Source organism: Rhodococcus sp. 05-2255-3B1 (assembly GCF_002258545.1).
Taxonomy (GTDB): Bacteria; Actinomycetota; Actinomycetes; order Mycobacteriales; family Mycobacteriaceae; genus Rhodococcoides.
The window spans coordinates 684,698-710,307 of record NZ_NOZC01000007.1 but is presented as its reverse complement, the minus strand read 5'-3'; the positions used below and the strand labels follow the sequence as shown (position 1 = coordinate 710,307).

The 25,610-nt window shown below is 64.9% G+C and carries 24 protein-coding genes; 13 read left to right on the top strand and 11 right to left on the bottom strand.

All coding sequences use genetic code 11. The annotated features are described in order from the left end of the window. Nucleotides 1-52 precede the first annotated feature (52 nt). Nucleotides 53-733: a hypothetical protein gene (locus tag CH249_RS07615; protein WP_094646549.1), complete on the top strand. Its 681-nt coding sequence runs from the start codon at nt 53-55 to the stop codon at nt 731-733. 191 nt (nt 734-924) lie between these two features. Here the strand turns inward: CH249_RS07615 and CH249_RS07610 are convergent, their stop codons facing one another. Beyond that, nucleotides 925-2,226 (bottom strand): MFS transporter, encoded by a 1,302-nt coding sequence (locus CH249_RS07610; protein WP_068054534.1) that lies wholly within the window; start codon nt 2,224-2,226, stop codon nt 925-927. 297 nt (nt 2,227-2,523) lie between these two features. Between CH249_RS07610 and CH249_RS07605 the strand changes: the two genes are divergently transcribed. Beyond that, nucleotides 2,524-3,933 (top strand): FAD-binding oxidoreductase, encoded by a 1,410-nt coding sequence (locus tag CH249_RS07605; protein WP_094681677.1) that lies wholly within the window; start codon nt 2,524-2,526, stop codon nt 3,931-3,933. Here the strand turns inward: CH249_RS07605 and CH249_RS07600 are convergent. From CH249_RS07600 to CH249_RS07580, 5 genes are all read right to left on the bottom strand, one after another. Then, on the bottom strand, nt 3,899-5,029 hold the full coding sequence (locus CH249_RS07600) for a helix-turn-helix domain-containing protein (protein WP_094646547.1): 1,131 nt from the start codon (nt 5,027-5,029) through the stop codon (nt 3,899-3,901). The two genes, CH249_RS07605 and CH249_RS07600, sit on opposite strands and share 35 nt — an antisense overlap. 30 nt (nt 5,030-5,059) lie before the next feature. Next, entirely contained in the window at nt 5,060-5,428 is a 369-nt protein-coding gene (paaI, locus tag CH249_RS07595; protein WP_082074055.1) for a hydroxyphenylacetyl-CoA thioesterase PaaI, read from the bottom strand. A gap of 23 nt (nt 5,429-5,451) precedes the next feature. Then, the gene (locus CH249_RS07590; protein WP_094646546.1) at nt 5,452-5,769 is read right to left on the bottom strand and encodes an EthD family reductase; all 318 of its coding nucleotides are present in this window, start codon (nt 5,767-5,769) and stop codon (nt 5,452-5,454) included. After that, the gene (paaZ, locus tag CH249_RS07585; RefSeq protein WP_094646545.1) at nt 5,766-7,793 is read right to left on the bottom strand and encodes a phenylacetic acid degradation bifunctional protein PaaZ; all 2,028 of its coding nucleotides are present in this window, start codon (nt 7,791-7,793) and stop codon (nt 5,766-5,768) included. Before paaZ ends, CH249_RS07590 begins: the two co-directional genes overlap by 4 nt. Before the next feature lie 76 nt (nt 7,794-7,869). Further along, entirely contained in the window at nt 7,870-8,481 is a 612-nt protein-coding gene (locus CH249_RS07580) for a TetR/AcrR family transcriptional regulator (protein ID WP_094646598.1), read from the bottom strand. A gap of 110 nt (nt 8,482-8,591) precedes the next feature. On the opposite strand from CH249_RS07580, the gene CH249_RS07575 reads away from it, so the two are divergent. From CH249_RS07575 to CH249_RS07525, 11 genes are all read left to right on the top strand, one after another. Further along, entirely contained in the window at nt 8,592-9,791 is a 1,200-nt protein-coding gene (locus CH249_RS07575; protein WP_094646544.1) for a thiolase family protein, read from the top strand. Further along, entirely contained in the window at nt 9,788-10,510 is a 723-nt protein-coding gene (locus tag CH249_RS07570) for an enoyl-CoA hydratase/isomerase family protein (RefSeq protein WP_094646543.1), read from the top strand. Before CH249_RS07575 ends, CH249_RS07570 begins: the two co-directional genes overlap by 4 nt. After that, on the top strand, nt 10,507-11,358 hold the full coding sequence (locus CH249_RS07565; protein ID WP_094646542.1) for a 3-hydroxyacyl-CoA dehydrogenase family protein: 852 nt from the start codon (nt 10,507-10,509) through the stop codon (nt 11,356-11,358). The genes CH249_RS07570 and CH249_RS07565 overlap by 4 nt, the downstream gene beginning before the upstream one ends. Continuing rightward, nucleotides 11,355-12,125 (top strand): enoyl-CoA hydratase/isomerase family protein, encoded by a 771-nt coding sequence (locus CH249_RS07560; protein ID WP_094681676.1) that lies wholly within the window; start codon nt 11,355-11,357, stop codon nt 12,123-12,125. Before CH249_RS07565 ends, CH249_RS07560 begins: the two co-directional genes overlap by 4 nt. A 154-nt stretch (nt 12,126-12,279) precedes the next feature. Then, entirely contained in the window at nt 12,280-13,227 is a 948-nt protein-coding gene (gene paaA, locus CH249_RS07555; protein ID WP_032379887.1) for a 1,2-phenylacetyl-CoA epoxidase subunit PaaA, read from the top strand. Further along, nucleotides 13,224-13,586, top strand: a complete 363-nt coding sequence (gene paaB, locus CH249_RS07550) for a 1,2-phenylacetyl-CoA epoxidase subunit PaaB (RefSeq protein ID WP_032404451.1) — start codon at nt 13,224-13,226, stop codon at nt 13,584-13,586. The genes paaA and paaB overlap by 4 nt, the downstream gene beginning before the upstream one ends. A 28-nt stretch (nt 13,587-13,614) precedes the next feature. After that, nucleotides 13,615-14,532: a 1,2-phenylacetyl-CoA epoxidase subunit PaaC gene (paaC, locus tag CH249_RS07545; protein ID WP_032404450.1), complete on the top strand. Its 918-nt coding sequence runs from the start codon at nt 13,615-13,617 to the stop codon at nt 14,530-14,532. Between the two features lie 41 nt (nt 14,533-14,573). Continuing rightward, the gene (gene paaD / locus CH249_RS07540; protein WP_068054497.1) at nt 14,574-15,035 is read left to right on the top strand and encodes a 1,2-phenylacetyl-CoA epoxidase subunit PaaD; all 462 of its coding nucleotides are present in this window, start codon (nt 14,574-14,576) and stop codon (nt 15,033-15,035) included. Continuing rightward, the gene (gene paaE / locus CH249_RS07535; protein ID WP_094681675.1) at nt 15,035-16,129 is read left to right on the top strand and encodes a 1,2-phenylacetyl-CoA epoxidase subunit PaaE; all 1,095 of its coding nucleotides are present in this window, start codon (nt 15,035-15,037) and stop codon (nt 16,127-16,129) included. Before paaD ends, paaE begins: the two co-directional genes overlap by 1 nt. Before the next feature lie 17 nt (nt 16,130-16,146). Beyond that, nucleotides 16,147-17,454, top strand: a complete 1,308-nt coding sequence (gene paaK / locus CH249_RS07530) for a phenylacetate--CoA ligase PaaK (protein ID WP_094681674.1) — start codon at nt 16,147-16,149, stop codon at nt 17,452-17,454. Nucleotide 17,455: 1 nt separating this feature from the next. Then, nucleotides 17,456-18,361, top strand: coding sequence for a helix-turn-helix domain-containing protein (locus tag CH249_RS07525; protein WP_094681673.1), 906 nt, complete (start codon nt 17,456-17,458; stop codon nt 18,359-18,361). Between the two features lie 29 nt (nt 18,362-18,390). On the opposite strand, the gene CH249_RS07520 is transcribed toward CH249_RS07525, so the two are convergent. From CH249_RS07520 to CH249_RS07500, 5 genes are all read right to left on the bottom strand, one after another. After that, nucleotides 18,391-19,911 (bottom strand): GMC family oxidoreductase, encoded by a 1,521-nt coding sequence (locus CH249_RS07520; RefSeq protein ID WP_094681672.1) that lies wholly within the window; start codon nt 19,909-19,911, stop codon nt 18,391-18,393. A 102-nt stretch (nt 19,912-20,013) separates the two neighbouring features. Further along, on the bottom strand, nt 20,014-21,723 hold the full coding sequence (locus tag CH249_RS07515; protein WP_094681671.1) for an amidohydrolase: 1,710 nt from the start codon (nt 21,721-21,723) through the stop codon (nt 20,014-20,016). 22 nt (nt 21,724-21,745) lie between these two features. Then, a complete protein-coding gene (locus tag CH249_RS07510) occupies nt 21,746-22,231 on the bottom strand; it encodes a hypothetical protein (RefSeq protein WP_143544373.1) in 486 nt (161 codons plus the stop codon). A gap of 11 nt (nt 22,232-22,242) precedes the next feature. Then, entirely contained in the window at nt 22,243-23,658 is a 1,416-nt protein-coding gene (locus tag CH249_RS07505) for an APC family permease (protein WP_094681669.1), read from the bottom strand. Beyond that, the gene (locus CH249_RS07500) at nt 23,651-25,597 is read right to left on the bottom strand and encodes a primary-amine oxidase (protein ID WP_094681668.1); all 1,947 of its coding nucleotides are present in this window, start codon (nt 25,595-25,597) and stop codon (nt 23,651-23,653) included. Before CH249_RS07500 ends, CH249_RS07505 begins: the two co-directional genes overlap by 8 nt. Nucleotides 25,598-25,610: the final 13 nt, after the last annotated feature.

Here is a 25,610-nt window from a genome sequence, read left to right as displayed (position 1 = left end):
GCACGCGCGGGACAACACACCGAACAACTGCGTGAGAGGGCTGTGGAAACGAGTGAATACGGCACAAGCCCTGATCGTGTTCTACATCGCGATCTGGGTCGGAGTGTCGGCGGTCGCGGCGATCGTCGGCAAACGGGGTGCGCTGTCCTGGGTGGCTGCGGTTGCATGGACCGTCCCCGCCGCCTGGCTGACGCTCGTCGGAGCATGGATACTTCCGGACCGAAATCTGTACGAGCCTGCGGCCTCGGTCGCACCGTCCGAGATGTGGCCGGTCTATCTCGCGTTGACTGTATGGGTGACGCCCTTCGCGGTCGTGGCTGTGTGGCTGCGAAGCGGGAAAGCCGTTCGTAACACATGCACGGCCTGCGGGATTGCTGCTGCGACGGGCGTAGCAGTGACCCTCTTCCAGATGACCAACCCGGACGAACTGATCTTTCTGACAACTCGAAGCGACCGGCCGCACGTCTACATCATCGTTGGCTTCGCCCTCGCCGTCATCGGGCTGGGTCTCGTCGCAAGCGTTGTCCGGCAACCGGGAAAACGTCACCTCAACCGTCTGGTCGCGGGCGCGGTCGCCTTCGGGGGTGCTGGCGTGACCACCTCGATCGGCGGTCTGCTCTGGCTCAGCTGGCTGTGCGTTGTCGCCGCGACAGTCACTCTGGTCACCGCAGCGATCCGCGCCGATCGCCGACGCCACATGCCACGTCAGCACGAACAATGCGCGAGCGAGTGAATCCGGGGCCGCGATCGGTCGGCATGATCGAAAACCCGGTCCTGCCTTATCCTTTCCCTGCAGGCAGTCTGGCGAAGATGGCAACGAGCGGGCGCGTTGGTCCGTGTTGATTCAGCCGTCGCGGTCGGTCTTGCGTACATACAACGAAAGCCCCGAAACCGTGATGGTTTCGGGGCTTTCGAGCAGGTGCGTCAGACGTTCAGATCCTCGTCTCGACGGTTCTTGATGCGCGAGGTTGCCACGAAGGAGATCGCCGCCAGGATCATCAGGTAGATCGAGATCGACATCGAGGTGCCGGTTCCCTTGAACAGTGCCTCGGAAATCGTCGGAACGAAAGCTCCACCGAGCACCGTGCCGATCGCGTAGCCGATGGATGCTCCACTAAAACGCACAGCAGCAGGGAACATCTCGGCGTACAGAGCCGGCTGCGGTCCGTACGACAGTCCGAGTCCGACGGCGAACAGCCCGAGGGCGACGTAGATCCAGTGCAACTCACCGGTGTCGACGAGAAGGAAGAATGGAATGGCGCACAACACCATTGCCGCGTTGCCGAGGTTCATGATCGTGGTGCGGGCGTAGCGATCGGACAGATGTGCGCCGAGCAGAGTGAACACTCCCCAGACGATGGCCGCGAACAGGCTGGCCACCAACACATCCACGCGAGCGAGTCCGTGTTCGCGCGTCGAGTACGCCACGATGAAACCGCCGACGATGATGTAGCCGTTTCCGTTGGTGCCGATGAACGACAGCGCAGCGAGCATGACCTGCTTCTTGTTGGTGCGCCACAGTGCACGAACCGGAGTGTGGTTGCGCTCCTTGCGTTCTGCGAGCTCCTTAAACACCGGAGTCTCCTCGACGCGGCGTCGGATGTAGAAACCGACGAGGATGAGCACGAAGCTGATCAGGAACGGGATGCGCCAGCCCCAGGCCTCGAACTGCTCCTCACTGAGCAAGCCGGTGCACAACGCCAACGTTCCCACCGCGATGAGCATGCCGAGCGGAACGCCCATCTGGGTTGCGGCACCGTAGATTCCGCGCTTGCCCTTCGGGGCATGTTCGACGGCCATCAGCGCCGCGCCGCCCCACTCGCCGCCGGTGGAGAATCCCTGCAGGATGCGCAGCACGATCAGGATGATCGGGGCCCAGATGCCGATGGTCGCGTAGGTCGGCAGCAGTCCCATACCGACGGTCGCCGCACCCATCAGGGTGAGGGTCGCGATGAGGACCTTCTTGCGACCGATCTTGTCACCGAAGTACCCCGCAACGATGGCCCCGAGAGGCCGGAAGACGAAGCTGATGCCGATGGTGACGTAGGCGACGAGCTGCCCGGACGAGCCCATGGGCGCGAAGAACAGTTGGGCGAAGATCAGCGACGCCGCCTGCGCGTAGATGAAGAAGTCGTACCACTCGACCGTGGTTCCGACCATGCTGGCCATCGCGGCGCGGCGGTGCTCGCGCGACACCCCGGTGGGCGTCTCGACCTGTGTTGACATCGACTTGTCTCGTTTCGTTCGGGCTCCGGCGCTCGGATACTGAAGGCGATTCGGAGTGTCATGAGGCAGGGTGAAAGGGATCGAACACGAACAATCTCGGCGACCGAAAACCGGATATAACTCACCGTCCATTCGGTCGGTAATCACTGTGACCGCCGACACGATGGTTTGTCAAGGTGGCACGGACGATGCCGAGCGTGGGTGCCTGCACATTCGTCGAAATCCACCGATCAACGCGCTGATGTTGGTCCGAAACGACGCAGACGCCGCCAGTGACGGAGGGTCATACTCGGACTCATGACTGCACCCTCGTCGAGGCTCGTGCTCGACTCGCCGATCCTCGACGAACTCACGCAGGCCCTCGGCTCCGACGCGGTGGTGACCGATCCGGACATCCTCGAAAGCTATCGACGCGACGCGGCAGCCCTCTGCGAATCCACACTTCCGCTCGTCGCGGTACTACCGACCACCGAGTCCGACGTCCAGGCGATCATGAGAATTGCATCGACACACCGCATTCCAGTGGTACCTCAGGGTGCACTGACAGGCCTGGCGGGCGCTGCGAACTCCAGCCACGGAGCCATCGCGCTCAACACTCGCCGCATGAACGAGATCATCGAGCTGGACGTCATTGACCGCGTTGCCGTCGTGCAACCCGGCGTGACGAACAAGGAACTGAAAGACGCTGCCCGTGAACAGGGTTTGACGTACCTGCCCGACCCGTCCAGCTGGGAGGCGTCGACGATCGGGGGCAACGTTGCCACCAATGCGGGCGGCCTGTGCTGCGTGAAGTACGGCGTGACAGCACGGTTCGTGCGGGGATTGCGCGTGGTGCTTGCCGACGGCCGAGCGACGTTCGTCGGTCGCCGCACCGTCAAAGGTGTTGCGGGCCTCTCCCTCGCGGACCTGTTCGTCGGATCGGAAGGAACCCTCGGCATCATCACCGAGGTCACCGTCGGCCTCGACTTCCCCAGCGCTACCCCGCTGACCATGGCCGCGACCTTCCCGTCGACCGTTGCCGCCGGCGAAGCCGTCACACAGATCCGTGCGGCTGGTATCACCCCGAGCCTGTTCGAGCTGTTGGACCGCACCACCATTGCCGCGATCGACACCTACGCGCGGATGAGCTTCGGCACCGACGCCGCCGCAGTGCTGATCGCGCAGTCCGACATCGGCGACGGTGCAGTGCAGCAACTCGAGGCGATCGCCGCGCTGTGCACCGAATCCGGCGCCACCGACGTGGCAGTCGCCGAGGACGAGGTCGAGTCGGAACAACTCGTCCAGGCCCGTCGCCTGGCTTATCCCGCGCTGGAGCGCCTGGGTTCACCGTTGGTCGACGATGTGTCCGTACCCATTTCACAACTTGCGACGATGATCGACGAGGTGGGTCGGGTGGCGGACCGGCTGGGCATCGTCATCGGAGTCGTCGGCCACGCCGGTGACGGCAACATTCATCCGACGGTCATCGTCGACCCCAGCGATCCGGCATCGTTGGCCAAGGCTCACCGAGCGTTCGACGAGATCGCGGCCTTCGCTCTCTCACTCGGCGGAACCATCACCGGCGAGCACGGAGTCGGGCTGCTCAAACGGGACCTCCTCGAAACCGAACTCGACCCGGTCGCAGCCGAACTGCAGCGGGGCATCAAGGAACTACTCGACCCGCACTACTTGCTCAATCCGGGGAAGGTCCTGTCCGCTCGGCCCTGAGCCGCAGCGACATCCACACGAGCAATCGAGTATCGGGGTCATCGAGATCGAGATCGAAGAGTTCCCTCGTCCGCCGCAGCCGATAGCGAAAGGTATTGGCGTGCAGATACAGCGATGCCGACGCTGCGGCGACGTTGGATTCGTGCGCGAGTAGCGCCAGCACCGTCGCGCCGTAGTCGGTCCCTTCGGCAGCGTCGTAGGTGAGCATTCGTTCTACGGCCGGAATCGCCAGCGGCACGTCCGAGAGCGCATCGGACGCCCTCTTCAGGGTGACCGGCACCCGACTCTGCGCGAATGTCGTGGTGTATGCACCTGTCTCGATCGCTCCCAGCGTCCAGTGCGCGTGGGCACGCGCCACCGCGGGCCGGGCATGCGGCCCACCGATCGCGAAGGTCACCGGAACACCGAATGCACCCTGTGCCCGGTGCCGCACCTCCTCGGCCTCCTCGGCGACACCGCGGTCATCGTCCCTCGCCACGACGAAGAACACGACGTGACCATCGACGATGAAACCGGAATCCGCATCTCCGCCGAACGAGAGCTCCAACAGACCCCCGAGCCGCACCAACAGGGAACCGGGCTGCGCCGAGTCGACCGTCGCCGCCACAACCGCGAATCGGCTACCCGGCGAGGTGACGACGGCGGGATCGGTCAACAAGGCACGGGCCCTGGAGTTACCGGGTCCGGTCGGACGGAGCCGAGCGAGGAGCAGCGGTGCCGCGGCAGCCGCAGCGCGCGTCAATGCGGTCACCACACCTCGATCGGGTGGACCGGAGGGAGGTGTGGAGACGATGCACCAGATGGAGCCGAGGTACTCCCCGTCCGCCGAGACCGCCACTGCCAGACGCGGCAACGCTCCCGCCACGTCGACCACATGGACCGTCGAACTACGCCGGAAATCCGGATCGATGTGATGCACCATGTATCGGGCCGGAACCTGTTTGCCCAGGATGCCGTCGCGCCGTACGTCGTCGATCGGCTGCCCTGGAACCGACGAGTACGCGACCACGTAGCCCTGCGGGTCCATCACCGACACGGCACCGCCCACAGCTGCGGCGGTTGCGTCTGCCAGCGCCGAGAGGTCCGCAGTGGTCACCGACTCACAGTACTTCCACGGGTTCGATCGCTACCGCGCTATCGTGCGACTGTCGCCTCGGAACTCTGCGACCAGCTCACCTCGACACGACACCGACACGTCGTACAGCCCGTTGCGGCCGAACCTCGCACGCTCGACGGCGTCCGCGACCAGGACGTCGCCGGTCTTCGTCGGACGCAGGTAACGAATGTCGCAGCGGGCTGCGACGGCCGAGTCCTCGTGGGAGTTGCAGGCCATCGCGAACGTGGTGTCCGCCAACAAGAACACGTAGCCGCCGTGGGTGATGGCGTATCCGTTGACCATGTCCTCGGTGACGACCATCGACATCCTGGCATGCCCGGGTGACAGCTCGATCAGCTCGATTCCGAGCTTGCGCGATGCGGCATCGACCTCGAACATCTCTCGAGCGATCTTCGAATCCGTCACGGCTGCAACACCGATCGCTCGTTCTGGGTGAACATCGTGACGCCACCGGTCGCGAAGTTGCGCAGATCCTTGCCTGCCGCCTTCATCTCGGGCGAGGCCAAGCCGGTCTTCAGCGATGCCTCGTCCGCGAAGTACAGGCTGGCGATCGCGTAGTACGGCGGCGGTGAATCGTCGAGCGAGTCGAGCGTGCCCCAGGTGAAGTCGACCAAACCGGGGACAGCCCGCGCGAGGGGCATGTGCACCTCGGCGTAGTGACGATCGAATGCGGCAGTGTCCTCGGGCATCCCGTAACAGACGGCTACTCGCATGCTCATGATGCGGCCTCGGGCTTCGCGACGAGAGTGAGCACGTCGTACGTGGCGACCGGGTCACCGTCCTGGTTGACGACCACTGCGTCCCAACGCACCTCACCGTAGTCGGCACTCTGACGCGGAGTGATCAACTTGGCGGTCAGTGTCACCGTCAGTGAATCCTCGGCCTTGACGGGCGTCAGGAAGCGCAGGTTGTCGACGCCGAAGTTCGCCAGGACGGGGCCCGGTGCCGGGTCGACGAACAGACCGGCTGCCAGCGAGACCACCAGGTAGCCGTGCGCGACGATTCCGCCGAACAACGGATTGGCCGCTGCTGCTTCGGGATCGGTGTGTGCATAGAACGTGTCGCCGGTGAACTCGGCGAAGTGATCGATGTCTGCGCGGGTGACCTGCCGTGGTCCACCGATGATGGTGTCGCCCAGTTTCAGCTCGCCGAGGTTCTTACGGAACGGGTGGACGTCGCCGGTCGTCTGCTTCGCCCCGGCGACCCACTTGTTGCCGATGGCCGTCAGGACGTCCGGTGTTCCCTGAATTGCAGTGCGCTGCATGTGGTGCAGGACGCCGCGGATACCACCGAGTTCTTCACCGCCGCCCGCTCGGCCCGGACCGCCGTGCACCAGTACCGGTAGTGGCGAGCCGTGGCCTGTGGATTCCTTGGCGTCCTCGGAGTTCAGGACCAGGATGCGGCCGTGGTACGGCGCACTGCCCAGCACGACCTCACGGGCGATCGCAGCGTCCTTGGTCACCAGAGATGCGACCAGAGAACCCTTTCCGCGGGCCACCAGATCGAGCAGGTCTGCAGCGTTCTCGTAACCGATGACGGTCGAGACCGGCCCGAACGCCTCGATCTCGTGCGGTTCGGATGCGGTTTTGTCGCCGGCCTTCAGCAGCACCGGTGCCATGAACGCACCCGCTCGCTGATCCACCGTCTCCGGGTCACCGAACACCACAGTGGCAGACTTGGTCAGTCCGCGAATGGATTTGAGGACTTCGTCGCGCTGGTCGATGCTGGCGAGTGCACCCATGGTGACACCGTCGTCTGCCGGATCACCGACGACGACCTTCTCCAGCTTGGCCTTCAGCGCCTCGATGACGGGCTCGACCGAGTCCTGCGGCACCAACACGCGGCGAATAGCCGTGCACTTCTGACCGGCCTTGGCCGTCATCTCGGTAAAGACACCCTTGACGAACAGGTCGAATTCCGGATCATCCTGTGTCACATCCGAACCCAGGATGGATGCGTTCAGAGAGTCCGCCTCGGCCGTGAAGTGCAGTCCCTCACCGACGACGTTGGGGTGTGAGCGCAGGGTCGCTGCGGTGTCGGCCGATCCGGTGAAGGCCACCGAGTCCTGACCACCGAGGTGGTCGAGCACGCCGCGCGCACTGCCGCAGAGCAGCTGTACCGAACCCTCGGGCAGCAGGCCCGACTCGATGATGCGGCGGAACACCAGCTCGGTGAGGTATGCAGTTTGGCTGGCGGGCTTGACGATCGACGGCACTCCGGCGATGAACGCGGGTGCCAACTTTTCGAGGAAGCCCCAGACGGGGAAGTTGAACGCATTGATCTGCACGGCGACACCGCGCCGCGAGGTGTAGATGTGCTGACCGAGGAAGGTGCCCTTCTTGCCGAGCTGCTCGATGGCGCCGTCGAGGTAGACCGTCTCGTTGGGGAGTTCGCGTCGAGCCTTGCTCGCATAGCTCAGCACGGTTCCGAAACCGCCGTCGATGTCGACGCCGGAATCGCGAGTGGTGGCTCCGGTGTGCCGGGAGAGTTGGTAGAACTCCTCTTTGCCGGCCAGCAGCGTCAGCCCCAGTTGCTTGAGCAGGGCTGCACGCTCGTGGAACGTCAGGGCAGCGAGCGCGGGCCCTCCGACGGTGCGGGCGTAATCGACCATGCCTGCGACATCGAGACCGCTGGATGACACCCGGGCGATCTCACTGCCGTCGACTGCGCTCAGCAGCGGCGTTCCCTCGTCGGTCGCGGAATACCACGTGCCCTGGGCATAGCTTTCCAGAAGTCTGCTCACAACGCCTCCATCTCACCGTACGTTCGGTCGGTAATTACCATCGCCGTCGAACGCCGAGAAGTCAAGACTTGCGTTGCTAGGTGCGGCGCAGGCCGTCGAAGGTCAGCGCCACCACGGCGTCGGCCAATTCCTCGACGGATCCGCCGGTGCGCGGGCGATACCACTCGATGAGCGAGTTGACCGTGCCGAACACGAGCTTGGACGCCAAGGCCGGATCCACCCCTGGACGTAGGTCGCCCTCTTCGGCGGCGGCGACCACGAGCCCGGTGACGAACGAATCGAACTCGCGGCGACGGGCGAGCGCTCGACGCTCGACGTCGGTGTTGCCGCGGACGCGCAGAAGCAACGTCACGTACGGCAGTTCGGCGCACAGGATGTCCACGCTGCGACGCACCAGGTATTCGAGGCGGTCGATGTACCGCCCGGTCGTGGCCCGATCTTCGGTCGTCACGGCGAACAGTGCGTTGAGAGCCCGCGACAGGGCGAGTTCGAGAAGCTCCGACTTGCCCGATACATGGTGGTAGATCGAGGACTTGGTGATACCGAGCCGCTTCGCCAGAACCTCCATGCTGGTGCCGTCGTACCCACGGTCGTTGAAGACCTTGACCGCCACGGCCAGCAGTGAATCCAGATCGTATCCGGGCCGGCCCGGCATGCCGGTCCTGCGCGGCGCGCGTGCGGTTGTCATGTCCACATCTTCTCAGCCGAAGGCCGATTCCACAGCACCATGGGCAGCAGCCCTTGCCAAACGACCGAATGTTCGGTTATTAATGACGCAACCGTACGAAGGAGTTCCCAGTGGGCGAAGTATTTCTCGTGGCCGGTGCGCGCACGCCGCACGGACGCTACGGCGGCGCACTGTCGACCGTGCGTCCCGACGACCTGGCGGGGATCGTGGTCGCCGAGGCCGTCCGCCGAGCCGGCGTGCCCGTCGATCGAATCGACGAAGTGATTCTCGGTGCCGCGAACCAGGCGGGCGAGGACAATCGTGACGTGGCGAGAATGGCAGTTCTGCTCGCAGGACTCCCCCACACGGTGCCGGGCTACACCGTCAACCGACTGTGCGCGAGCGGACTGACGGCAGTGGCCAACGCCGCGAGCACCATTCGCAGCGGTGAGGCCGACATCATCGTCGCCGGTGGCGTCGAGTCCATGACCCGCGCGCCCTGGGTCATGGCGAAGCCGGGGACGGCGTGGGCCAAGCCCGGAGACATCTTTGACACCGCCCTCGGCTGGCGATTCACCAATCCGACCTTCGCTGCGCACGACGCGGGGACCGACCCCAAGATCACCCTGTCGATGGGCGAGACGGCCGAGGAGGTCGCGCTCAGCGAGGGCATCACCCGCGCCGAGTCCGACGCCTTCGCCTTCCGCAGCCAGCAGCGTGCCATCGCTGCTCAGGATGCCGGACGCTTCGCCGACGAGATCGTGCCCGTCTCGACCAAGAACGGAGACGTCACCCAGGACGAGACACCGCGGCGCGGAACCACATTGGAGAAACTCGGCACGCTGAAGACCGTCTTCCGCAAGGACGGCATCGTCACTGCGGGCACTTCGTCACCGTTCACCGACGGTGCGTCGGCGCTGGTGGTGGCGTCGGAGGAAGCCGTGAAGAAGTACGGCCTCGAGGTTCGTGGCCGCATCGTCACCAGCGCCAGCGCCGGTATCGCACCGCACATCATGGGGCTCGGGCCGGTGCCGTCGACACAGAAGGCGCTCGCTCGCGCCGGGTGGTCGGCCGACGACCTCGGTGCCGTCGAACTCAACGAGGCCTTCGCAGCCCAGTCGCTCGGCGTCATCCGGCAGTTGAAGCTGAACGAGGACATCGTCAATGCCGACGGCGGGGCCATCGCTCTCGGCCATCCTCTCGGCTCGTCCGGCGCGCGAATCCTGTTGACGCTGTTGGGCCGGATGGAACGCGAGAAGGCGTCCCGCGGACTCGCGACGCTCTGCGTCGGCGTCGGGCAAGGCGTGTCGATGTTGATCGAGGCACCGTGAACACACTCGTCGTCGAGGAGCAGGCCGACCGCGTCGTCGTGACGCTGGCCCGTGTGAAGCAGCGCAATGCGATCGACGCCGAGATGATCGGTGAGTTGCACGAGGTGTGCGGGCTCGTGGAGCAGGATCCGAAGATTGTGATCCTGACCGGTGAGGGCGAGCACTTCGCCGGGGGTGCCGACATCAATCAGCTGCGCGCCCGCACCCGCGACGACGCATTACGCGGCATCAACCGAAACCTGTTCGACCGCTTTGCCGCACTGCCCCTTCCGACGATCGCCGCGGTGCGGGGTTACGCCCTCGGCGGTGGGGCCGAGCTGTCGTACGCCTGCGACATCCGTATCGCGTCGCCGACGGCCGTGTTCGGCAATCCCGAACCGGGGCTGGGCATCATGGCTGCCGCCGGGGCAAGCTACCGGTTGCCGACGTTGGTGGGTGTGTCCGTCGCGAAGCAGGTTCTCCTCGGTGGCCGAACGCTCGACGCCGACGTGGCACTCCGCTCCGGCCTGGTGCTGGACGTCGTCGACGAGCCGTTGGCTGCCGCCCATGCCCTGGCTGATCGCATCGCCAAGCAAGCACCCCTGGCGCTGACGCTGACCAAGAAGATCCTCGATGCACCCGGTTCACATCCATGGGCCGACGACATCGCGCAGGCGGTGCTGTTCGAGACCGAAGACAAACAACGCCGGATGACGGCATTTCTGGAGAAGAAAAAATGACCGCTCCCGTGAAAGTGGCTGTCGTCGGCGGAGGACGGATGGGTGCAGGGATCGCGCAGGTCTTCGCGGCGCTCGGATCCACCGTCGTCATCGCCGAAGCTGCCGATCAGCAGGCCGCTCTCGGTCGAGTCGAGACGGGCTTGGCTCGGGCGCACGAGCGCGGCAAGCTCAGCGAGGACCCGTCGGCCATTCTCGCCCGGGTCTCCACGGTCGCGGGGCCGTCCGACCTGCATGCCGAGCTCGATCTGGTTGTCGAAGCGGTGCCCGAGATCCCGTCGCTCAAAGTCGAGGTACTTGCTCTCGTCGACAAGATCGCCGGGCCCGAGACCGTTATCGCGTCGAACACGAGCTCTATTTCCATCGCCGAACTCGGTGCGGCGCTGAGTGATCCGAGTCGCTTCGTCGGGATGCACTTCTTCAATCCGGTTCCGGCGTCGACTCTCGTCGAGATCGTGCGCGCGCCGGCCACCGCCGCGGACGTGGTGGAGCGAGTACGGCAGTGGGTGTCGCTGCTGGGCAAGACCGAGGTGCTCGTCAACGACTCCCCCGGATTCGCGACGTCACGGCTCGGGGTTTGCCTGGGGCTCGAAGCCATTCGGATGTTGGAGGAAGGCGTCGCCGACGCCGAATCCATCGATCGCGCCATGGAACTCGGTTACAAGCACCCGATGGGTCCGCTGCGGTCGACCGACCTCGTGGGGTTGGACGTCCGGCTCGCGATCGCAGAACACCTGGCGTCGACCCTCGGCGACAGGTTCACACCCCCGCAGTTGTTGCGAGACATGGTTTCTCGCGGCGATATCGGACGCAAGTCCGGTCGCGGCTTTCACGATTGGACGAACGCATGACGGTACGGTTCGACATCACCGACGGCCTGGCGACCATCACACTCGCTCGCTCCGAGGCACACAACGCCCTCGACGTGACGACAAAAGTCGCGCTGGCGGAGGCCGTCCAGAACGCTGCCGCACCCGAGGTGCGCGCAGTACTCATCACCGCCGAAGGCAAGAACTTCTGCGTCGGCCAGGATCTGGGTGAGCATGTCACCGCGCTCGAGCCCGATCCGGCCACAGCGATGGATACCGTCGGTGAGCACTACAACCCGGTCATCCGAGGGCTCGCAGCGCTCGACGTACCGATCGTCGTGGCCATTCCTGGCGCCTGCGTCGGCGCCGGTCTCGGAATCGCGCTCGCAGGAGATATTCGGGTCGCGGGCACCAAGTCGACGTTCGCGACGGCGTTCACCGGCATCGGCTTGGCCAGTGACTCGGGATTGAGTTTCACTCTGGTCGAGGCACTCGGATCGAGCCGGGCCGCGGGTCTGATGCTGCTCGGCGACAGGGTCACCGCCGCGCAGGCCCTCGACTGGGGCCTGATACATCGCGTCGTCGACGACGCCGACGTTCTCGAGACAGCACGCACGCTGGCCGCGTCACTCGCAGCCGGACCAACCCAGGCCTACAAGCAGGTCAAGTCGCTGATCGCGCGCTCCGGACTGTCCGACGCACTGGACCGCGAGGCGCAGGCGCAGACCGCCCTGGGCCAGACCGCCGACCACAAGGCCGCCGTCGACGCGTTCCTGAACAAGACGAGAGCCTCCTTCGTCGGCATGTGAGCGGGAGTGGAGCCTGCGGAACGACCCATGTGAACAGAAACTCGACCCATGCTACGAAGTTCCACGCACGTGAGGCGCAGCCGCTCTTGTGCGCGGAGCCGCACTCGAGGCATACTGGTTACCAACCGATCATTCGGTAATGAAAGTAGGACTTATGACCACGTCAAACACCTTGTCCGCCGAGACGCTGCAGGACGGGTTCGACGACACCGTTGCCCGCGAACAGCGCGTCGAGCCCCGCGACTGGATGCCCGACGGCTACCGCAAGTCGCTCATCCGCCAGATCGCCCAGCATGCGCACTCCGAGATCATCGGTATGCAGCCGGAGGGCAACTGGCTCACCCGTGCGCCGTCACTGCGCCGCAAAGCGATCCTGATGGCCAAGGTGCAGGACGAAGCCGGCCACGGCCTCTACCTGTACTCCGCCGCCGAGACGCTCGGTGCAGACCGCGCCGATCTGACGGTCAAGCTCATCGAGGGCAAGCAGAAGTACTCCTCGATCTTCAACTACCCCACCCTGACGTACGCCGACGTGGGCACCATCGGCTGGCTCGTCGACGGTGCAGCGATCTGCAACCAGGTTCCCTTGTGCCGCAGCAGCTTCGGCCCGTACGCACGCGCGATGATCCGCGTCTGCAAAGAGGAGTCGTTCCATCAGCGACAGGGCTACGAACTGCTCGCCACGATGATGCGCGGCACCGACGAACAGCGCGCCATGGTTCAGGAATCAGTCAACCGCTGGTGGTGGCCGGCTCTGATGATGTTCGGCCCGCCGGACGACGAGTCCCCCAACACCGAGCAGTCGATGAAGTGGGGCATCAAGCGCCACACCAACGACGAACTGCGCCAACGCTTCGTCGACATGTCCATCCCGCAGGCGAAGGCCCTGGGCGTCACGTTCCCCGACCCGGACCTGAAGTGGAACGAGGAGCGCAAGTCGCACGATTTCGGCGAGCCCGACTGGTCCGAGTTCATGCAGGTGATCAAGGGCAACGGTGCCTCCAACGTCGAGCGCATCGCGAACCGGCGCGCAGCTCACGACGGCGGAGCCTGGGTCCGTGAGGCCGCAACCGCATTCGCCGAAAGGAACGCAGCATCATGACCGAATTCACCGCCGAGGGCGGCCACGGAGCGGTGCCCACCGAGGGTGTTCCGGTCGAGCCGAAAAGGGAAGCCGTCAAGGCAGATTGGCCCCTGTACGAGGTGTTCCTGCGCGGCAAGCGCGGCCTGAACCACGTGCATGTCGGATCGCTGCACGCCGCCGACGACCACATGGCGCTGCGGCATGCTCGCGACGTCTACACCCGACGCAACGAAGGCGTCAGCATCTGGGTGGTTCCGTCCAACTCGATCGTCGCGTCGTCGCCGTCGGAGAAGGATCCGTTCTTCGCTCCGAGTGGCGACAAGGTGTACCGCCACCCGACGTTCTACGAGATCCCCGACAACGTTCCCCACATGTGAGACCCACACTTCAAGAGGACACGCACTCATGACTGATCACGACAGCGCCTACGAGGGCCTCGTCGACGAGGATTCGCACGGGCAGTGGGCATTCGGGACGAGCTTCGACGACCCGCTCGCCGGAGTCGACACCACCGTGCCCGACGACGTCGACCTGAAAGCCCTTGCCGCGTACTGCCTCATGCTCGGCGACGATGCGCTGATCAGCTCACAGCGCCTGGCCGAGTGGAGCACCCGCGCACCGGAACTCGAAGAGGAAGTGGCACTGGCCAACGTCGGCCTCGATCTCCTCGGCCAGGCCCGGCTACTGCTGGCCCGCGCCGCCAAAGCCGACCCGACGGTCGTGCCGTTCATCTCGGACACCTCCCCCGCGCCGGCCGAGGACGCGCTCACGTTCTTCCGCGACGAGGCCGACTTCCGGAACGTACGACTCACCGAGCTCGACAACGGTGATTTCGCCAAATCTCAGGTGCGCCTTCTGGTGTTCTCGACGTGGCGTCTCGCACTCTTCACTCGGCTGCAGGATTCCCGCGATCCCGTTCTCGCCGCGGTTGCGAACAAGGGCGTCAAAGAGCTGACGTACCACCGCGACTACTCGGCACGCTGGGTCGTCACTCTGGGCTGCGGCACGGAGGAATCGAAGCGACGCGTCCGCGACGCGGTGGCTCGGATCTGGCCGTACGTCTCCGAACTGTTCGTGCCGACGGACGAGGAAATCGCACTCGCGAAGGTCGGTGTCGGCGTCGACCCACGCGACGTGCGCGAGGAGTTCGATTCCGTTCTGGCACAGGTGCTGCACGCCGCCGAGTTGGAGGCACCCGAGGGCAAGTCCGTGGGCACCATCGGCGGCCGTGGAGGCAGGCGAGGTATCCACACCGAGGCATTCGGGCCGCTGATCGCCGAGATGCAGGTCGTGGCGAGAGCGCATCCGGAGGGAGTCTGGTGACCACTCTCGAACGAACGGCACGCGAGATCGCCGCCACCGTCATGGATCCCGAGATGCCGCTGCTCACTCTCGACGACCTCGGCGTCCTGCGCGACGTCGAGGTACGCGAGAACGGCAGTGTGCTCGTCACGATCACACCGACGTACTCAGGATGCCCGGCGATGGCGACGATGCGCGACGACATCGCGCACAAGCTCACCGACCACGGCTACTCCGAGGTCGAGATCGTCACCAGCCTCTCCCCCGCGTGGAGCACCGACTGGATCTCCGAGGAGGGCCTGCGCAAGCTTCGCGAAGCCGGCTACTCCGTACCCGGCCCCGCCCCGGCGCGGACGAGTGGTCCGGTCCCGTTGACCCTGACAGTGAAGCCGCGGCAGATCGCCTGCCCCCAGTGCACTTCCACCAATACCCGCCTCACCTCCGAGTTCGGTGCCACCCTCTGCAAAGCCCAGTACCGGTGCGACGACTGCCTCGAGCCCTTCGACCACGTGAAGGAAATTTGATGACCGTCACCGCTGAACCCGTACAGAAGAATCTGCGGAACAAGCCTTTTCACACGTTGACCGTCGCGGATGTCGAGTCACTGTGCGACGACGCCGTCGCCGTCACGTTCGACGTGCCAGAACACCTCACGGGCGAATTCGACTTTCGCCCAGGGCAATCCCTGATGCTCAGCCGCACGGTGGACGGCGTCGAGCACCGTCGCTCCTACTCGATCTGCGCACCGGTGGGCGCGCGTCCCCGCGTCGGTGTGCGGGAGGTGAGCGACGGCCTGTTCTCCTCGTGGTTGGTCCACGACGTCAAGGCAGGCGATCGAATCGACGTCCAGGGCCCGAGCGGTAGTTTTCACGCCGACCCGGCCGCAGGCGGCCGACACGTGCTCATCGCAGCCGGCTCGGGCATCACCCCGATGCTCTCGATCGCCGCTTCGGTGTTGGCGAACCCCGACTCCGAAGTCGTTCTGCTGTACGGCAATCGGCGTACCAGATCGGTGATGTTCGCCGAGGAGATCGCCGATCTCAAGGATCAGTACGGCAGCCGGTTCGACGTCATTCACGTCCTGTCCAGGGAACCGCGCGAGGTCGAACTGTTCAGCGGAAGACTCGACGCCGACCGGTTGCGCGAGATACTCGACTCCGTCGTCGCGACCCCCGAGATCGATCACTTCTGGCTGTGCGGTCCGTTCGGAATGGTGACCGACGCCCAGCAGGTACTCGGCGATCTCGGCGTGGCCAAGGACAACGTCCATGCCGAACTCTTCTACGTCGACGATGTTCCGCCACCCCAGGAGAAGCATCGCGAACCCGGCGTGACCGGACCGAGCAGCGAGGTCACGATCACCCTCGACGGCCGCTCCGTGACGGGCACTCTCCCCCAGGACGAGTCGATCCTCGATTCCGGTGAGCAGCTGCGCTCCGATCTCCCCTTCGCGTGCAAGGGCGGCGTGTGTGGCACCTGCCGCGCGAAGGTCACCTTCGGCGAGGTCGACATGCGCCGCAACTACGCCCTCGAAGACAACGAGGTCGCTGCCGGCTTCGTGCTCACCTGCCAGACCTTCCCCCTCAGCGACACCGTGACCGTCGACTTCGACGCCTGAGACACGAGAGAGCAATCATGACCAGTGTGCTGTCCGCCCCCACCGATACCCCCGATATCGAGTTCGCGTCTCGCGATCGGATCTCCACCCTGCAGTTGGAGCGCCTGCAGTGGTCACTGCAGCATGCGTACGACAACGTTGCTCATTACAAGAAGGCCTTCGACGACGCGGGGGTGCATCCGACCGATCTGAAGGACCTGTCGGATCTGGCGAAGTTCCCGTTCACCGCCAAGGCCGATCTGCGGGAGAACTACCCGTTCGGCATGTTCGCCGTCCCGCAGAACCAGGTCTCGCGCATTCACGCGTCCTCGGGAACCACCGGCCGACCCACCGTCGTCGGCTACACCGCGAACGACATCAGCAACTGGGCCGACCTCATCGCTCGCAGCCTTCGTGCCGGCGGGGTGAAGCCGTCCGACAAGGTGCACGTGGCCTACGGCTACGGACTGTTCACCGGCGGCCTCGGCGCGCACTACGGCGCGGAACGTCTGGGCTGCACCGTCATTCCGATGTCCGGCGGTATGACCGATCGTCAGATCCAGCTCATCGAGGACTTCGAGCCCGACGCCATCATGGTCACACCGTCGTACATGCTCACGATCGTGGACGCGATGATCAAGAAGGGCATCGACCCGGCCATGACCTCACTGAAGACCGGTGTCTTCGGCGCGGAGCCGTGGACCGAGGAGATGCGCAAGGAGATCGAGAAGACTCTCGACATGGACGCCGTCGACATCTACGGCCTGTCCGAGGTGATGGGGCCTGGCGTCGCGATGGAATGCGTCGAAACCAAGGACGGACTCCACATCTGGGAGGATCATTTCTACCCGGAGGTCATCGACCCGGTGACCGGCGAAGTCCTGCCCGACGGCGAGGAGGGTGAACTGGTGTTCACGTCGTTGTCCAAGGAAGCGATGCCGATCATCCGGTACCGCACCCGCGATCTGACGCGACTGCTGCCGGGCACGGCCCGCACGATGCGTCGGATGCAGAAGGTCACCGGTCGCACCGACGACATGATCATTCTGCGCGGCGTCAACCTCTTCCCGACGCAGATCGAAGAGCTGATCCTGACCGTGCCCGTGCTGGCACCGCAGTTCCAGTGCGTGCTCGAGAGGGCAGGCCGCATGGACTCGTTGACCGTTCTCGTCGAGGCCCGCCCCGACGCCGCACTCGACTCGCACGCACCAGCAGCGGCGACACTGAAGAAGCTCGTCAAGGATCGCATCGGCGTGAGCGTTGCGGTCGACGTCGTCGCACCCGCGGCCCTCGAGCGTTCCATCGGCAAGGCTCGCCGTCTGATCGACAACCGTCCCGCCGTATGACATGAGCCCGGTGGCACAGAGTTTCGAGCAATGGCGCGAGAACGTCTCGACGGCGTTCGTGCCGTTGGACGCTGTGTCCACCGGGCCGTCGTCGTTCGAGGGCACGCTGGTGTCGTCGACGCTGGGGGCCTTGCAACTGAGCGAGGTGACCGGCCGCGAGGTCGACGTCCGGCGGACCCGCGCGACCATCCGGCGGTCCGATCCGGGCTTGATCAAGGTCGGTCTTCAGCTGACGGGGCGCGGCACGATCGTTCAGAACGAGCGCGAGGCCGTGCTGAACCCGGGTGACTTCGCGGTGTACGACACCAGCGCCCCGTACGAGCTGCATTTCGCCGGCAATTTCGAGATGTTCGTCGTGATGTTCCCGCGTCGAGAACTGCGTATCGACTCTCGTGAACTGACCACTGTGGCGGCGCGGTGCATCGAGGGTGCCCGCGGCGTGGGCGCGTTGGTGTCGCCTTTTCTGCATACCCTGCGCCGCAACGCCCTCGACGGCACTCTGCCCACCACGCCGATGCTCGAGCACGCGGTACTCGATCTTCTCGGTGCCGCTCTCGACGACGCAGCACCCCACGAGGTTCCGGGTTCGACACTGCTGATCGAGGCCAAGGGCCTCGTCGAATCGCACCTGTCCGATCCCTCGCTGTCCACGGCCTCTCTCGCTGCGCGCCTGCATATCTCGACGCGCTACCTACAGAAGCTCTTCGAGTCCGACGGTCGCACGGTGGCCGGATGGATCAGATCCAGGCGGCTCGATCGCTGCCATCGCGATCTCCGCGACCCTCGATTCGCCGCGGACAGCATCGGAACCATCTGTGCGCGTCATGGTTTGATCGATTCCTCGAACTTCTCGAAACTGTTCAAGGAGACATACGGGATGTCACCGCGGGAGTATCGCGCCGGGTGAGAGCGCACGCCCCCTCACCCGACTACGATCTACCTCCCCAGAATCAGATCCGAGGCCCGCTCACCCACCATGATCGACGGCGCGTTGGTGTTGCCCGACGGCACGGTGGGCATGATCGACGCGTCCGCGACCCGCAGCCCTTCGACGCCACGCACTCGAAGATTCGCTCCGACAACAGCATTGGGATCCGAGTCCGCACCCATCTTGCAGGTGCCGACCTGATGGTGGTACGTGCCGGCGGTCTGTCGAACATAGGCCCGCAGGTCGTCGCGTGTGCGCGCACTCGGCCCCGGAACCACCTCGGCCTTCCGCCACGGCGCGAACGCGTCGGATGCACCGATCTCACGGCAGATCTCCACCGCGTCGACCATCGCTTCGAGGTCGTACGGGTCGGCCAGAATGTTCGGATCCGCCAGCGGCAGTTCGCTCGGGTCCGATGACGCCAACCGCAACGTCCCGCGCGAGCGGGGAGCGACGATGCCGGGTGCGATGGTGTAACCGTTCTCGGGCACCGGGTATCCGTCTGCCGGGTACGGAATGTGCATGAACAGGGGCTGCAGATCCGGTGCAGCGCCGGCCCATCCATTGCTGCGGGCGTAGAGCTGCGCCTCGAGCAGATTGTTCGTACCGGCTGCGAGCGGCTCGAGGGACTCGTAGATGTTGCTCAGCAGCAGGTGGTCGTGCAGATTCTCGCCAACACCCGGCAGGTCCACGACCGTGTCGATCCCGAGTTCGGCCAAGTGCGCGGCGGGTCCGATTCCACTCAGCAACAACGTCTTCGGTGATCCGAGAGCTCCACCGCAGAGGATCACCTCGTGATCGGCGAACGATCGCTCCACCTCGGAACCACCGCGGCTGTATTCGATTCCCACCGCACGGCCGTTCTCGAGAACCACCCGGTGAACGAGTGCCCCAGTGGTGACAGTCAGGTCAGGATGCCCGATCACCGGTCCTACGAAGCTCTTCCACGCACTCATCCGTTCGCCGTCGCGAGTAGTGGTGTGGTTGTAGCCGGCACCCACCATCTCGTCGGCGTTGAAATCGTCGATCAACTTGTGCCCGTGTTCGACTGCCGCATCGACGAAGGCGGCCGCCAGCGGATGCGGGGTACCCATGATGGACACCGGCAGTGGCCCGTCGCCGCCGTGGAACTCGTTGGCCCCGAGTTCGTGTGACTCCGAACGCTTGAACAGCGGCAGCACGTTCTCCCAGGCCCACCCGGCATCGCCGGTCGCGCACGCCCACCCGTCGTAGTCGCTGAAATGCCCTCGTACGTAGATCATTCCGTTGAGGGACGAGCTGCCGCCGAGTACGCGTCCGCGCGGCCAGAAAATCCGTCGATCGTTGGCGTGCTTCTGCGGAGTGGTGAACAGTCCCCAGTCCTGCGAGCCGCCCAACAGCGTCGGCCAGCCCTGCGGTGAGTGGATCGCCGGATCGGTATCCACAGGTCCGGCCTCGATCACGTGCACGGTGTGACCGGCATCGAGCAGCCTCCTGGCGATGACACTTCCCGCTGATCCTGCTCCCACTACGATGTAATCCGTCGACATGCGCTCCCTCTTTCTGTTGTGACCGTCGACACAACAGTCGCCGATCGTCGCGACGGAAACATGTCACTGAGCGCACACATTCTGGGTCAGACGCGCCCTCGTTCAGTGGCGAACCCACGTGGAGGCGCTGTAGACCTCCACACCCCCGACCACGGTCGACACAACGGGCACCGAAGGAATGTCGTGCGGATCCATCGCAGCGAGGTCACCGTCGAGAATGCACAGGTCGGCCACCTTTCCCGGTTCGAGCGAGCCCTTCCAATCCTCGGCGAAGTCCTGCCACGCTGCGTTGATCGTGTACGTGCGGATCGCGTCGGCCAAACCGATGGTCTGCTCCGGCCCGCTGACTCTGCCCGACGCCCGGCTCTCCCGCAGCATCATCGTCGAGATGCCTTGCCTCCAGTCCGGTGTGGTGACCGGCGCATCGGACGAGCTCATCAGTGCCACTCCCGACTCGACGGCACTTCGGTACGGCCACTCGTACGCCGCTCTCTCGACGCCGACGACACCCTCTTCGAGATCGGCGATCGTCCACTTGATCGTGGGGTTCATGTTGACGCCGATATTGTGCTCGGCCAGGAGCGCGAGTGTCTGCGCACTGATGAAGTCTCCGTGAATGAGGTAGTGCCGCGCATCGTCACGCGGATGGGACGTCTGTGCCGCGATCAACGCGTCGGCAACCGTATCGATGGCTCGATCACCGGTGACGTGCACGCCGATCTGATGCCCCGCTTCGTGTCCGACCCGAATCATCTCGGTCACCTCGTGTACCCGACGCTCGTCGGTGTCACCGCCCACGCACAGTGACCCGCAGCCGCCGCCGACGTATTCCTGGTGCATCCATGCCGTCTTGCTGGGCGGAATACCGTCGGCGAACACCTTCACGCCGAGGATCCTGAACATGCGCGGATCCACGGTCGACGGCGGCTCCATCGCGCTGAGGTTGCGGTCGAATTCCGCGGCTGTTCCGCTCATTCCGGTGGGAAGCATCAGGGCCGAGACTCGAATCCCGAGCTCCCCCGACGCGGCGAGGTCGGCGTAGATGGACAGGCCCTCCTCACCCATCGCACCGCCGGCCAGATCTTCGCCGCCCGGCCCGAGTGCCGGGTCGGTGAAACTGGTGATTCCTTCTCGCTGCAGGATGGAGATCGCGGACCGCACTGCTTCCGTTCGCCTTTCGCGTGTGAGCTTCGGCAGAGCAGACTGGACGAGACTCTGGGCACCCTCCTGCAGGATGCCGATCAGGCGGCCGGACGGCTCCGTCGGTATCACTCCACCGTCCGGCACCACCGTCTTCTCGTCGACGCCGGCCCGCTCGAGCGCGGCAGAGTTCACCCACGAGACATGGCGGGAGAAGTCCTGCAGGAACACCGGATTGTCGGGCGAAACGGCATCCAGATCGAATCGAGTCGGTCGAACCGCCGGATCGGACACGCACTCGTCCAGATATCCCTCGTCCCAACCTGTTCCGACGATCCACTCACCGGGCTCCGCCTTCGCCACCGCACCGGCCACCGCGTCGACCACGTCGGCGATGGATCGGACGGTCGGAAAGCTCAGGTCCAGCGACAGCGGCGGTGTGTCCAATCCGAAGGCCACCGCATGCAGGTGCGAATCGTTGATGCCCGGCAGAACTGTCTTACCTGCGAGATCGATTGTCACGGTGCGCGGCCCGACGAACTTGTCCATGTCCTCGTCGGTTCCGGTGGCCAGGATCACGCCGTCGGCGATAGCGAGCGCACTCGCGATCGTGAACTCCGAGTCCACGACGAACACTGCGCCGTTGCGATAGACGATGTCTGCTGTAGTCATTGTTGTCTCCTGGATAGTGGAATCAGAAAGCTACGGGTGCCATTCCGAAGATCATGAGAAGGGAGCCGGCCGCCACCGGTCGTTCCGAGCGTCTCCGGTGAAACATGGTGATTGTCAGAGCGATCCATGCAACCAGCAGAACCAGAACTGCGATCCTCGGATCGAGACCGGCTCCGTGCCGGTGCATCGGCGCGGCGGAGCCTGCATCGGTTGCCGAATGGGTATGGAGCGAGGGCATCAGCAGCAGTAGGACCGCCATGCAGGTCAGGTCCACGACGCACGGACCGGACGGCGACGTCGGTGAAATACTGCCGGTCACATGCAGAGCCGCGACGACGAGCGCGAGGCCCGCCGGAATCGCGATGGCGGCGTCCATGCCGAACATCGCCATCACCAGCATCACGACGCCCATGCACAGGTGTGCGACACGAATCCGTCCGGTACGGCTTCGATGTCCGACGACCGGCAGCACCGCACCGATCGCTCCGAGAATCATCGCCCCTGTCATGAGCACGGGTCTCAGACCGCCGTGGATTCGGGAGTGCGCCGCCGAGTCATCCGCGCCGTGACCGTTCCCGCCGCGAAGAACACCGCCACGACGACCAACAGCAGCGCGGCGAGCACCCCTGAACCGCCGATGAGCAGTGTGAAATTGTCCAGCACCAGACCGAGAATCCCCACCAACCCAACGGTTCCGAGCGCCGGGGCGACAACGGTGTGCCAGGTACGCGTATCGACGGTCGATCGACGGAAGAACGCGATGATCGCGCCTCCGGTGAGGATCATCAGAACCAGGATGCTCACGGTGGCGAGTCCGGACATCCACGTGAACAGTTCCAGCACCGGGTCGGCGCCTGCTGCCGCGAAGGCCACGAGAACCACTGCCGCCGAGACGGTCTGGAACAGTGATCCCAGGTGCGGGGAGCCGTGCCGAGAGTGGGTGCGCGCCAACATCGACGGGGCGACACCCTTGCGGGCCAGCGCGAACACGTACCGTCCGATCGCGTTGTGGAACGCAAGCAGGGCAGCGAAGAGACTGGTGACCAGCATGATTTCCATGATGTCCGCCGCCATCGGGCCCAGGTACTGGGCGGCAGCGGCGAAGGTCAGCCCTGCCGTGTCGTCGGTTGCGGCCTGCCCGACGGACGAACTGCCGAAGGCGAGCACCACCGCCCAGCTCGAGACCGCATACACCAGACCGATGGTGACGACCGCGGCGTAGGTCGCGATCGGAACCGTCCGGGTGGGGTTGCGGGCTTCCTCGCCGTAGATCGCGGTGGCCTCGAAGCCGATGAACGACGCAATGGCGAACATCAGGGCGATTCCCGGGGATCCACTGAAGAAGGCCGAGGGAGTGAAGGATTCGACGTCGATGCCGGCGGCACCACCCTTGGCGAACACCGCGACCGACAGCATCACGATGATGCCGATCTCGAGCACCAGCAGTACCCCGAGGACCTTGGCACCGAGATCGATGCTGCGGTACCCGAGCGTCGCGACGATCGCGAGGAGGCCGAGCGCCCAGACCCACCACGGCAGGTCGGGACCCCCGTACTTCACCACCAGGCTGTCGACGGTCGATGCAGCGAGGCCATAGATCCCCGCCTGAACAGCCGTGTACGTCAGCAGCGCCAGACCCGCGGCGCCGAGGCCCATGGTTCTCCCGAGCCCCTTCTCCACGTACGCGTAGAACGCGCCCGTGTCCACCATGTGTCGGCTCATGGCCGCGTATCCGACGCTGAAGATCAGCAGGACGATCGCCGCGACTATGTAGGCGAGTGGAGCGCCCGCTCCGTTGCCGGTCGCGATCATGACCGGTAAGGCTCCACCGATGGCGGTCAGCGGCGCCGCAGCGGCGATGACCAGGAACACGATCCCGACGACGCCGATGGAACCGCGCAGTACGCCTGCCGAACTCGACTGTGTATCAGACATTCTGCTCGCCGCCCTCGCAGCTCGATGCGGCGCAGTGCGAAGAACTCGAGCGGGGCACGTCGAGGGTGGGGTTGCGGTCGAAGAATCCCGCAGGCTTCAGTTTGAAGCCGGTGTAGTCCACCGGCATGATCGGCCAATCCTCGGGCCTCGGGAAGTGGGTCAGCCCGAAGGTGTGCCACAGCACGATGTCCTCGTCGACGAGGCTACGGTTCGAGGCGACGAAGGCCGGCAGGCCCGCTCCCCCGTGGTGCTGATTGACGAAATCACCTGCGGCATACCGTTCGCTTCGGTCGAACTGCGTCACCCAGAGATGCTTGGTGGCGAACGTGGCGCGTCGCGCGATCGACGAGTTGTCGTCGGCCAACAGCAGCGGCTGCCCCTCGGGATGCAATGTATATCCGACGGGCTTTCCGAGCCGGCTCGAGGAGGTGGGATTGGTGACGTGCCAGACGCGGCCGACCCTGCCGTCGGCGACGCGTTGGGCCTCCGATTCCGTGGCCAGCGGGGTGTGTTGCAGAGCAAAAGCATTGCCGTGCAGGTTGTCCGGGCCCATCGGTACTCGGCGGGTCTCGATCTCCTCGACGGAGTTGCCGATGCCGTCGATCATCATGTCCAGTCGCGCACTGAACAGGTGCTGGTGGCACGGCGCACCGAGCCCCGGGGCGATCTCTGTCGCGTAGGGGTAGTCGCCACCGGGATGCCCGGAGGTGAAGACGATTCCTGTTGCCTTGACCTCGAATTCGATGCTGCCGTCGAGGTACAGGTACCAGAAGAATCCGTAGTCGTAGTTGCCGATGGTGGTGAAGAAGGAGATCACGAGACGTCGCTGACGCCGGGTCTCCTGCGAACCCGACCACAGATCGGTGTGCTTCCACAACACCCCGAAGTCCTCCTCATGCATGCACACGGCATTCGGCAGCGTCTTCGGATTGCCGAATTCATCCGCGATCACAGCATCGAAATACGTGATGTCCCCGACGCAGTCACAGCCGAGTTCGAGTGAATTCGCGTACCGTCCCACCAGATACTCACCGGTGTCGAAGTAGTTCTGCCACGACCGCACCGGGGATGGGTCCCCATATGGCACAACCATTTCGGCGATCGAAGCGCGGTGGATGATCGGCCGGACGATACCGTCGTCCTCGAACCCGATCTGGTGCAGAACCAGACCTTCACGCACATCGAAGCCGACTCGGAAGGACCACTTCTCCCAGTCGACGCGATTGCCTCGAACCGTGAAGCTCGGACCCTCGGGTTGAGTGATCTCGATCGGCTTCTGCGTGGTGCGCAGCGGACCGGTGACGGCCGGATCGTCGAAGTTTCCCGACTCTTCCGGGATGGGAACCACACCCAGGTCGACAACCTTGTCCACCGTCCGATTCATCACGTCCACGAACGCGACCAGCCCGTCTATGGGATGGGCCCACGCGTGATCGGCGGGGTGGTCCTGCCGAAAAGCCAGGCCACGGAGTATGCGTCGGCCATGCTCGCCCGGGTAGTCGAACACGCCTGCCGACAGGGGTGCCACTCGAACGTCGGCCACGTCGAGTCCGCGCGCGGCCAGTGCGGCGAGCCAGTCCGGGTCGGTGGAGAGCACATTCTCGACGAGCTCGAATTCCTCGTCGAGAACCGGCATCTGGCCGTCACGGATGGCGTCGAGGCGGGTGGCACCGATCACCCGACGCTCGTCGAGGGAGACCAGAAGGTCGACGGCATCGGGCGTCGAAATGTCGTGCAACAGCACCCGGAAGGTCCGCCGGGTGGTCGGTTCGGAGACGTACAACTCGGCCTTGTCCGGTTCGTCCAGTCCGACGTAGACGAACCGCGTTGCGGCCGTGACGAATCCGGCGGCGTCGACGATGTCTCGAACCTGTGCGATCTCGTCTTCGGTGGGCAACGACAGAGCGTGGTCGATGGCGTGGGGCGTGAGGGTTGGCATGGGTGGTCCTCGA

What these genes read in the sequence shown, in the direction of transcription:
- CH249_RS07610 (WP_068054534.1), bottom strand. Translation starts at nt 2,226, where the DNA reads ATGTCAACACAGGTCGAGACGCCCACCGGGGTGTCGCGCGAGCACCGC.
- CH249_RS07605 (WP_094681677.1), top strand. Translation starts at nt 2,524, where the DNA reads ATGACTGCACCCTCGTCGAGGCTCGTGCTCGACTCGCCGATCCTCGAC.
- paaI (WP_082074055.1), bottom strand. Translation starts at nt 5,428, where the DNA reads ATGTTCGAGGTCGATGCCGCATCGCGCAAGCTCGGAATCGAGCTGATC.
- CH249_RS07590 (WP_094646546.1), bottom strand. Translation starts at nt 5,769, where the DNA reads ATGAGCATGCGAGTAGCCGTCTGTTACGGGATGCCCGAGGACACTGCC.
- CH249_RS07580 (WP_094646598.1), bottom strand. Translation starts at nt 8,481, where the DNA reads ATGACAACCGCACGCGCGCCGCGCAGGACCGGCATGCCGGGCCGGCCC.
- CH249_RS07565 (WP_094646542.1), top strand. Translation starts at nt 10,507, where the DNA reads ATGACCGCTCCCGTGAAAGTGGCTGTCGTCGGCGGAGGACGGATGGGT.
- CH249_RS07560 (WP_094681676.1), top strand. Translation starts at nt 11,355, where the DNA reads ATGACGGTACGGTTCGACATCACCGACGGCCTGGCGACCATCACACTC.
- paaA (WP_032379887.1), top strand. Translation starts at nt 12,280, where the DNA reads ATGACCACGTCAAACACCTTGTCCGCCGAGACGCTGCAGGACGGGTTC.
- paaB (WP_032404451.1), top strand. Translation starts at nt 13,224, where the DNA reads ATGACCGAATTCACCGCCGAGGGCGGCCACGGAGCGGTGCCCACCGAG.
- paaC (WP_032404450.1), top strand. Translation starts at nt 13,615, where the DNA reads ATGACTGATCACGACAGCGCCTACGAGGGCCTCGTCGACGAGGATTCG.
- paaD (WP_068054497.1), top strand. Translation starts at nt 14,574, where the DNA reads ATGGATCCCGAGATGCCGCTGCTCACTCTCGACGACCTCGGCGTCCTG.
- paaE (WP_094681675.1), top strand. Translation starts at nt 15,035, where the DNA reads ATGACCGTCACCGCTGAACCCGTACAGAAGAATCTGCGGAACAAGCCT.
- paaK (WP_094681674.1), top strand. Translation starts at nt 16,147, where the DNA reads ATGACCAGTGTGCTGTCCGCCCCCACCGATACCCCCGATATCGAGTTC.
- CH249_RS07525 (WP_094681673.1), top strand. Translation starts at nt 17,456, where the DNA reads ATGAGCCCGGTGGCACAGAGTTTCGAGCAATGGCGCGAGAACGTCTCG.
- CH249_RS07520 (WP_094681672.1), bottom strand. Translation starts at nt 19,911, where the DNA reads ATGTCGACGGATTACATCGTAGTGGGAGCAGGATCAGCGGGAAGTGTC.
- CH249_RS07515 (WP_094681671.1), bottom strand. Translation starts at nt 21,723, where the DNA reads ATGACTACAGCAGACATCGTCTATCGCAACGGCGCAGTGTTCGTCGTG.
- CH249_RS07510 (WP_143544373.1), bottom strand. Translation starts at nt 22,231, where the DNA reads ATGACAGGGGCGATGATTCTCGGAGCGATCGGTGCGGTGCTGCCGGTC.
- CH249_RS07505 (WP_094681669.1), bottom strand. Translation starts at nt 23,658, where the DNA reads ATGTCTGATACACAGTCGAGTTCGGCAGGCGTACTGCGCGGTTCCATC.
- CH249_RS07500 (WP_094681668.1), bottom strand. Translation starts at nt 25,597, where the DNA reads ATGCCAACCCTCACGCCCCACGCCATCGACCACGCTCTGTCGTTGCCC.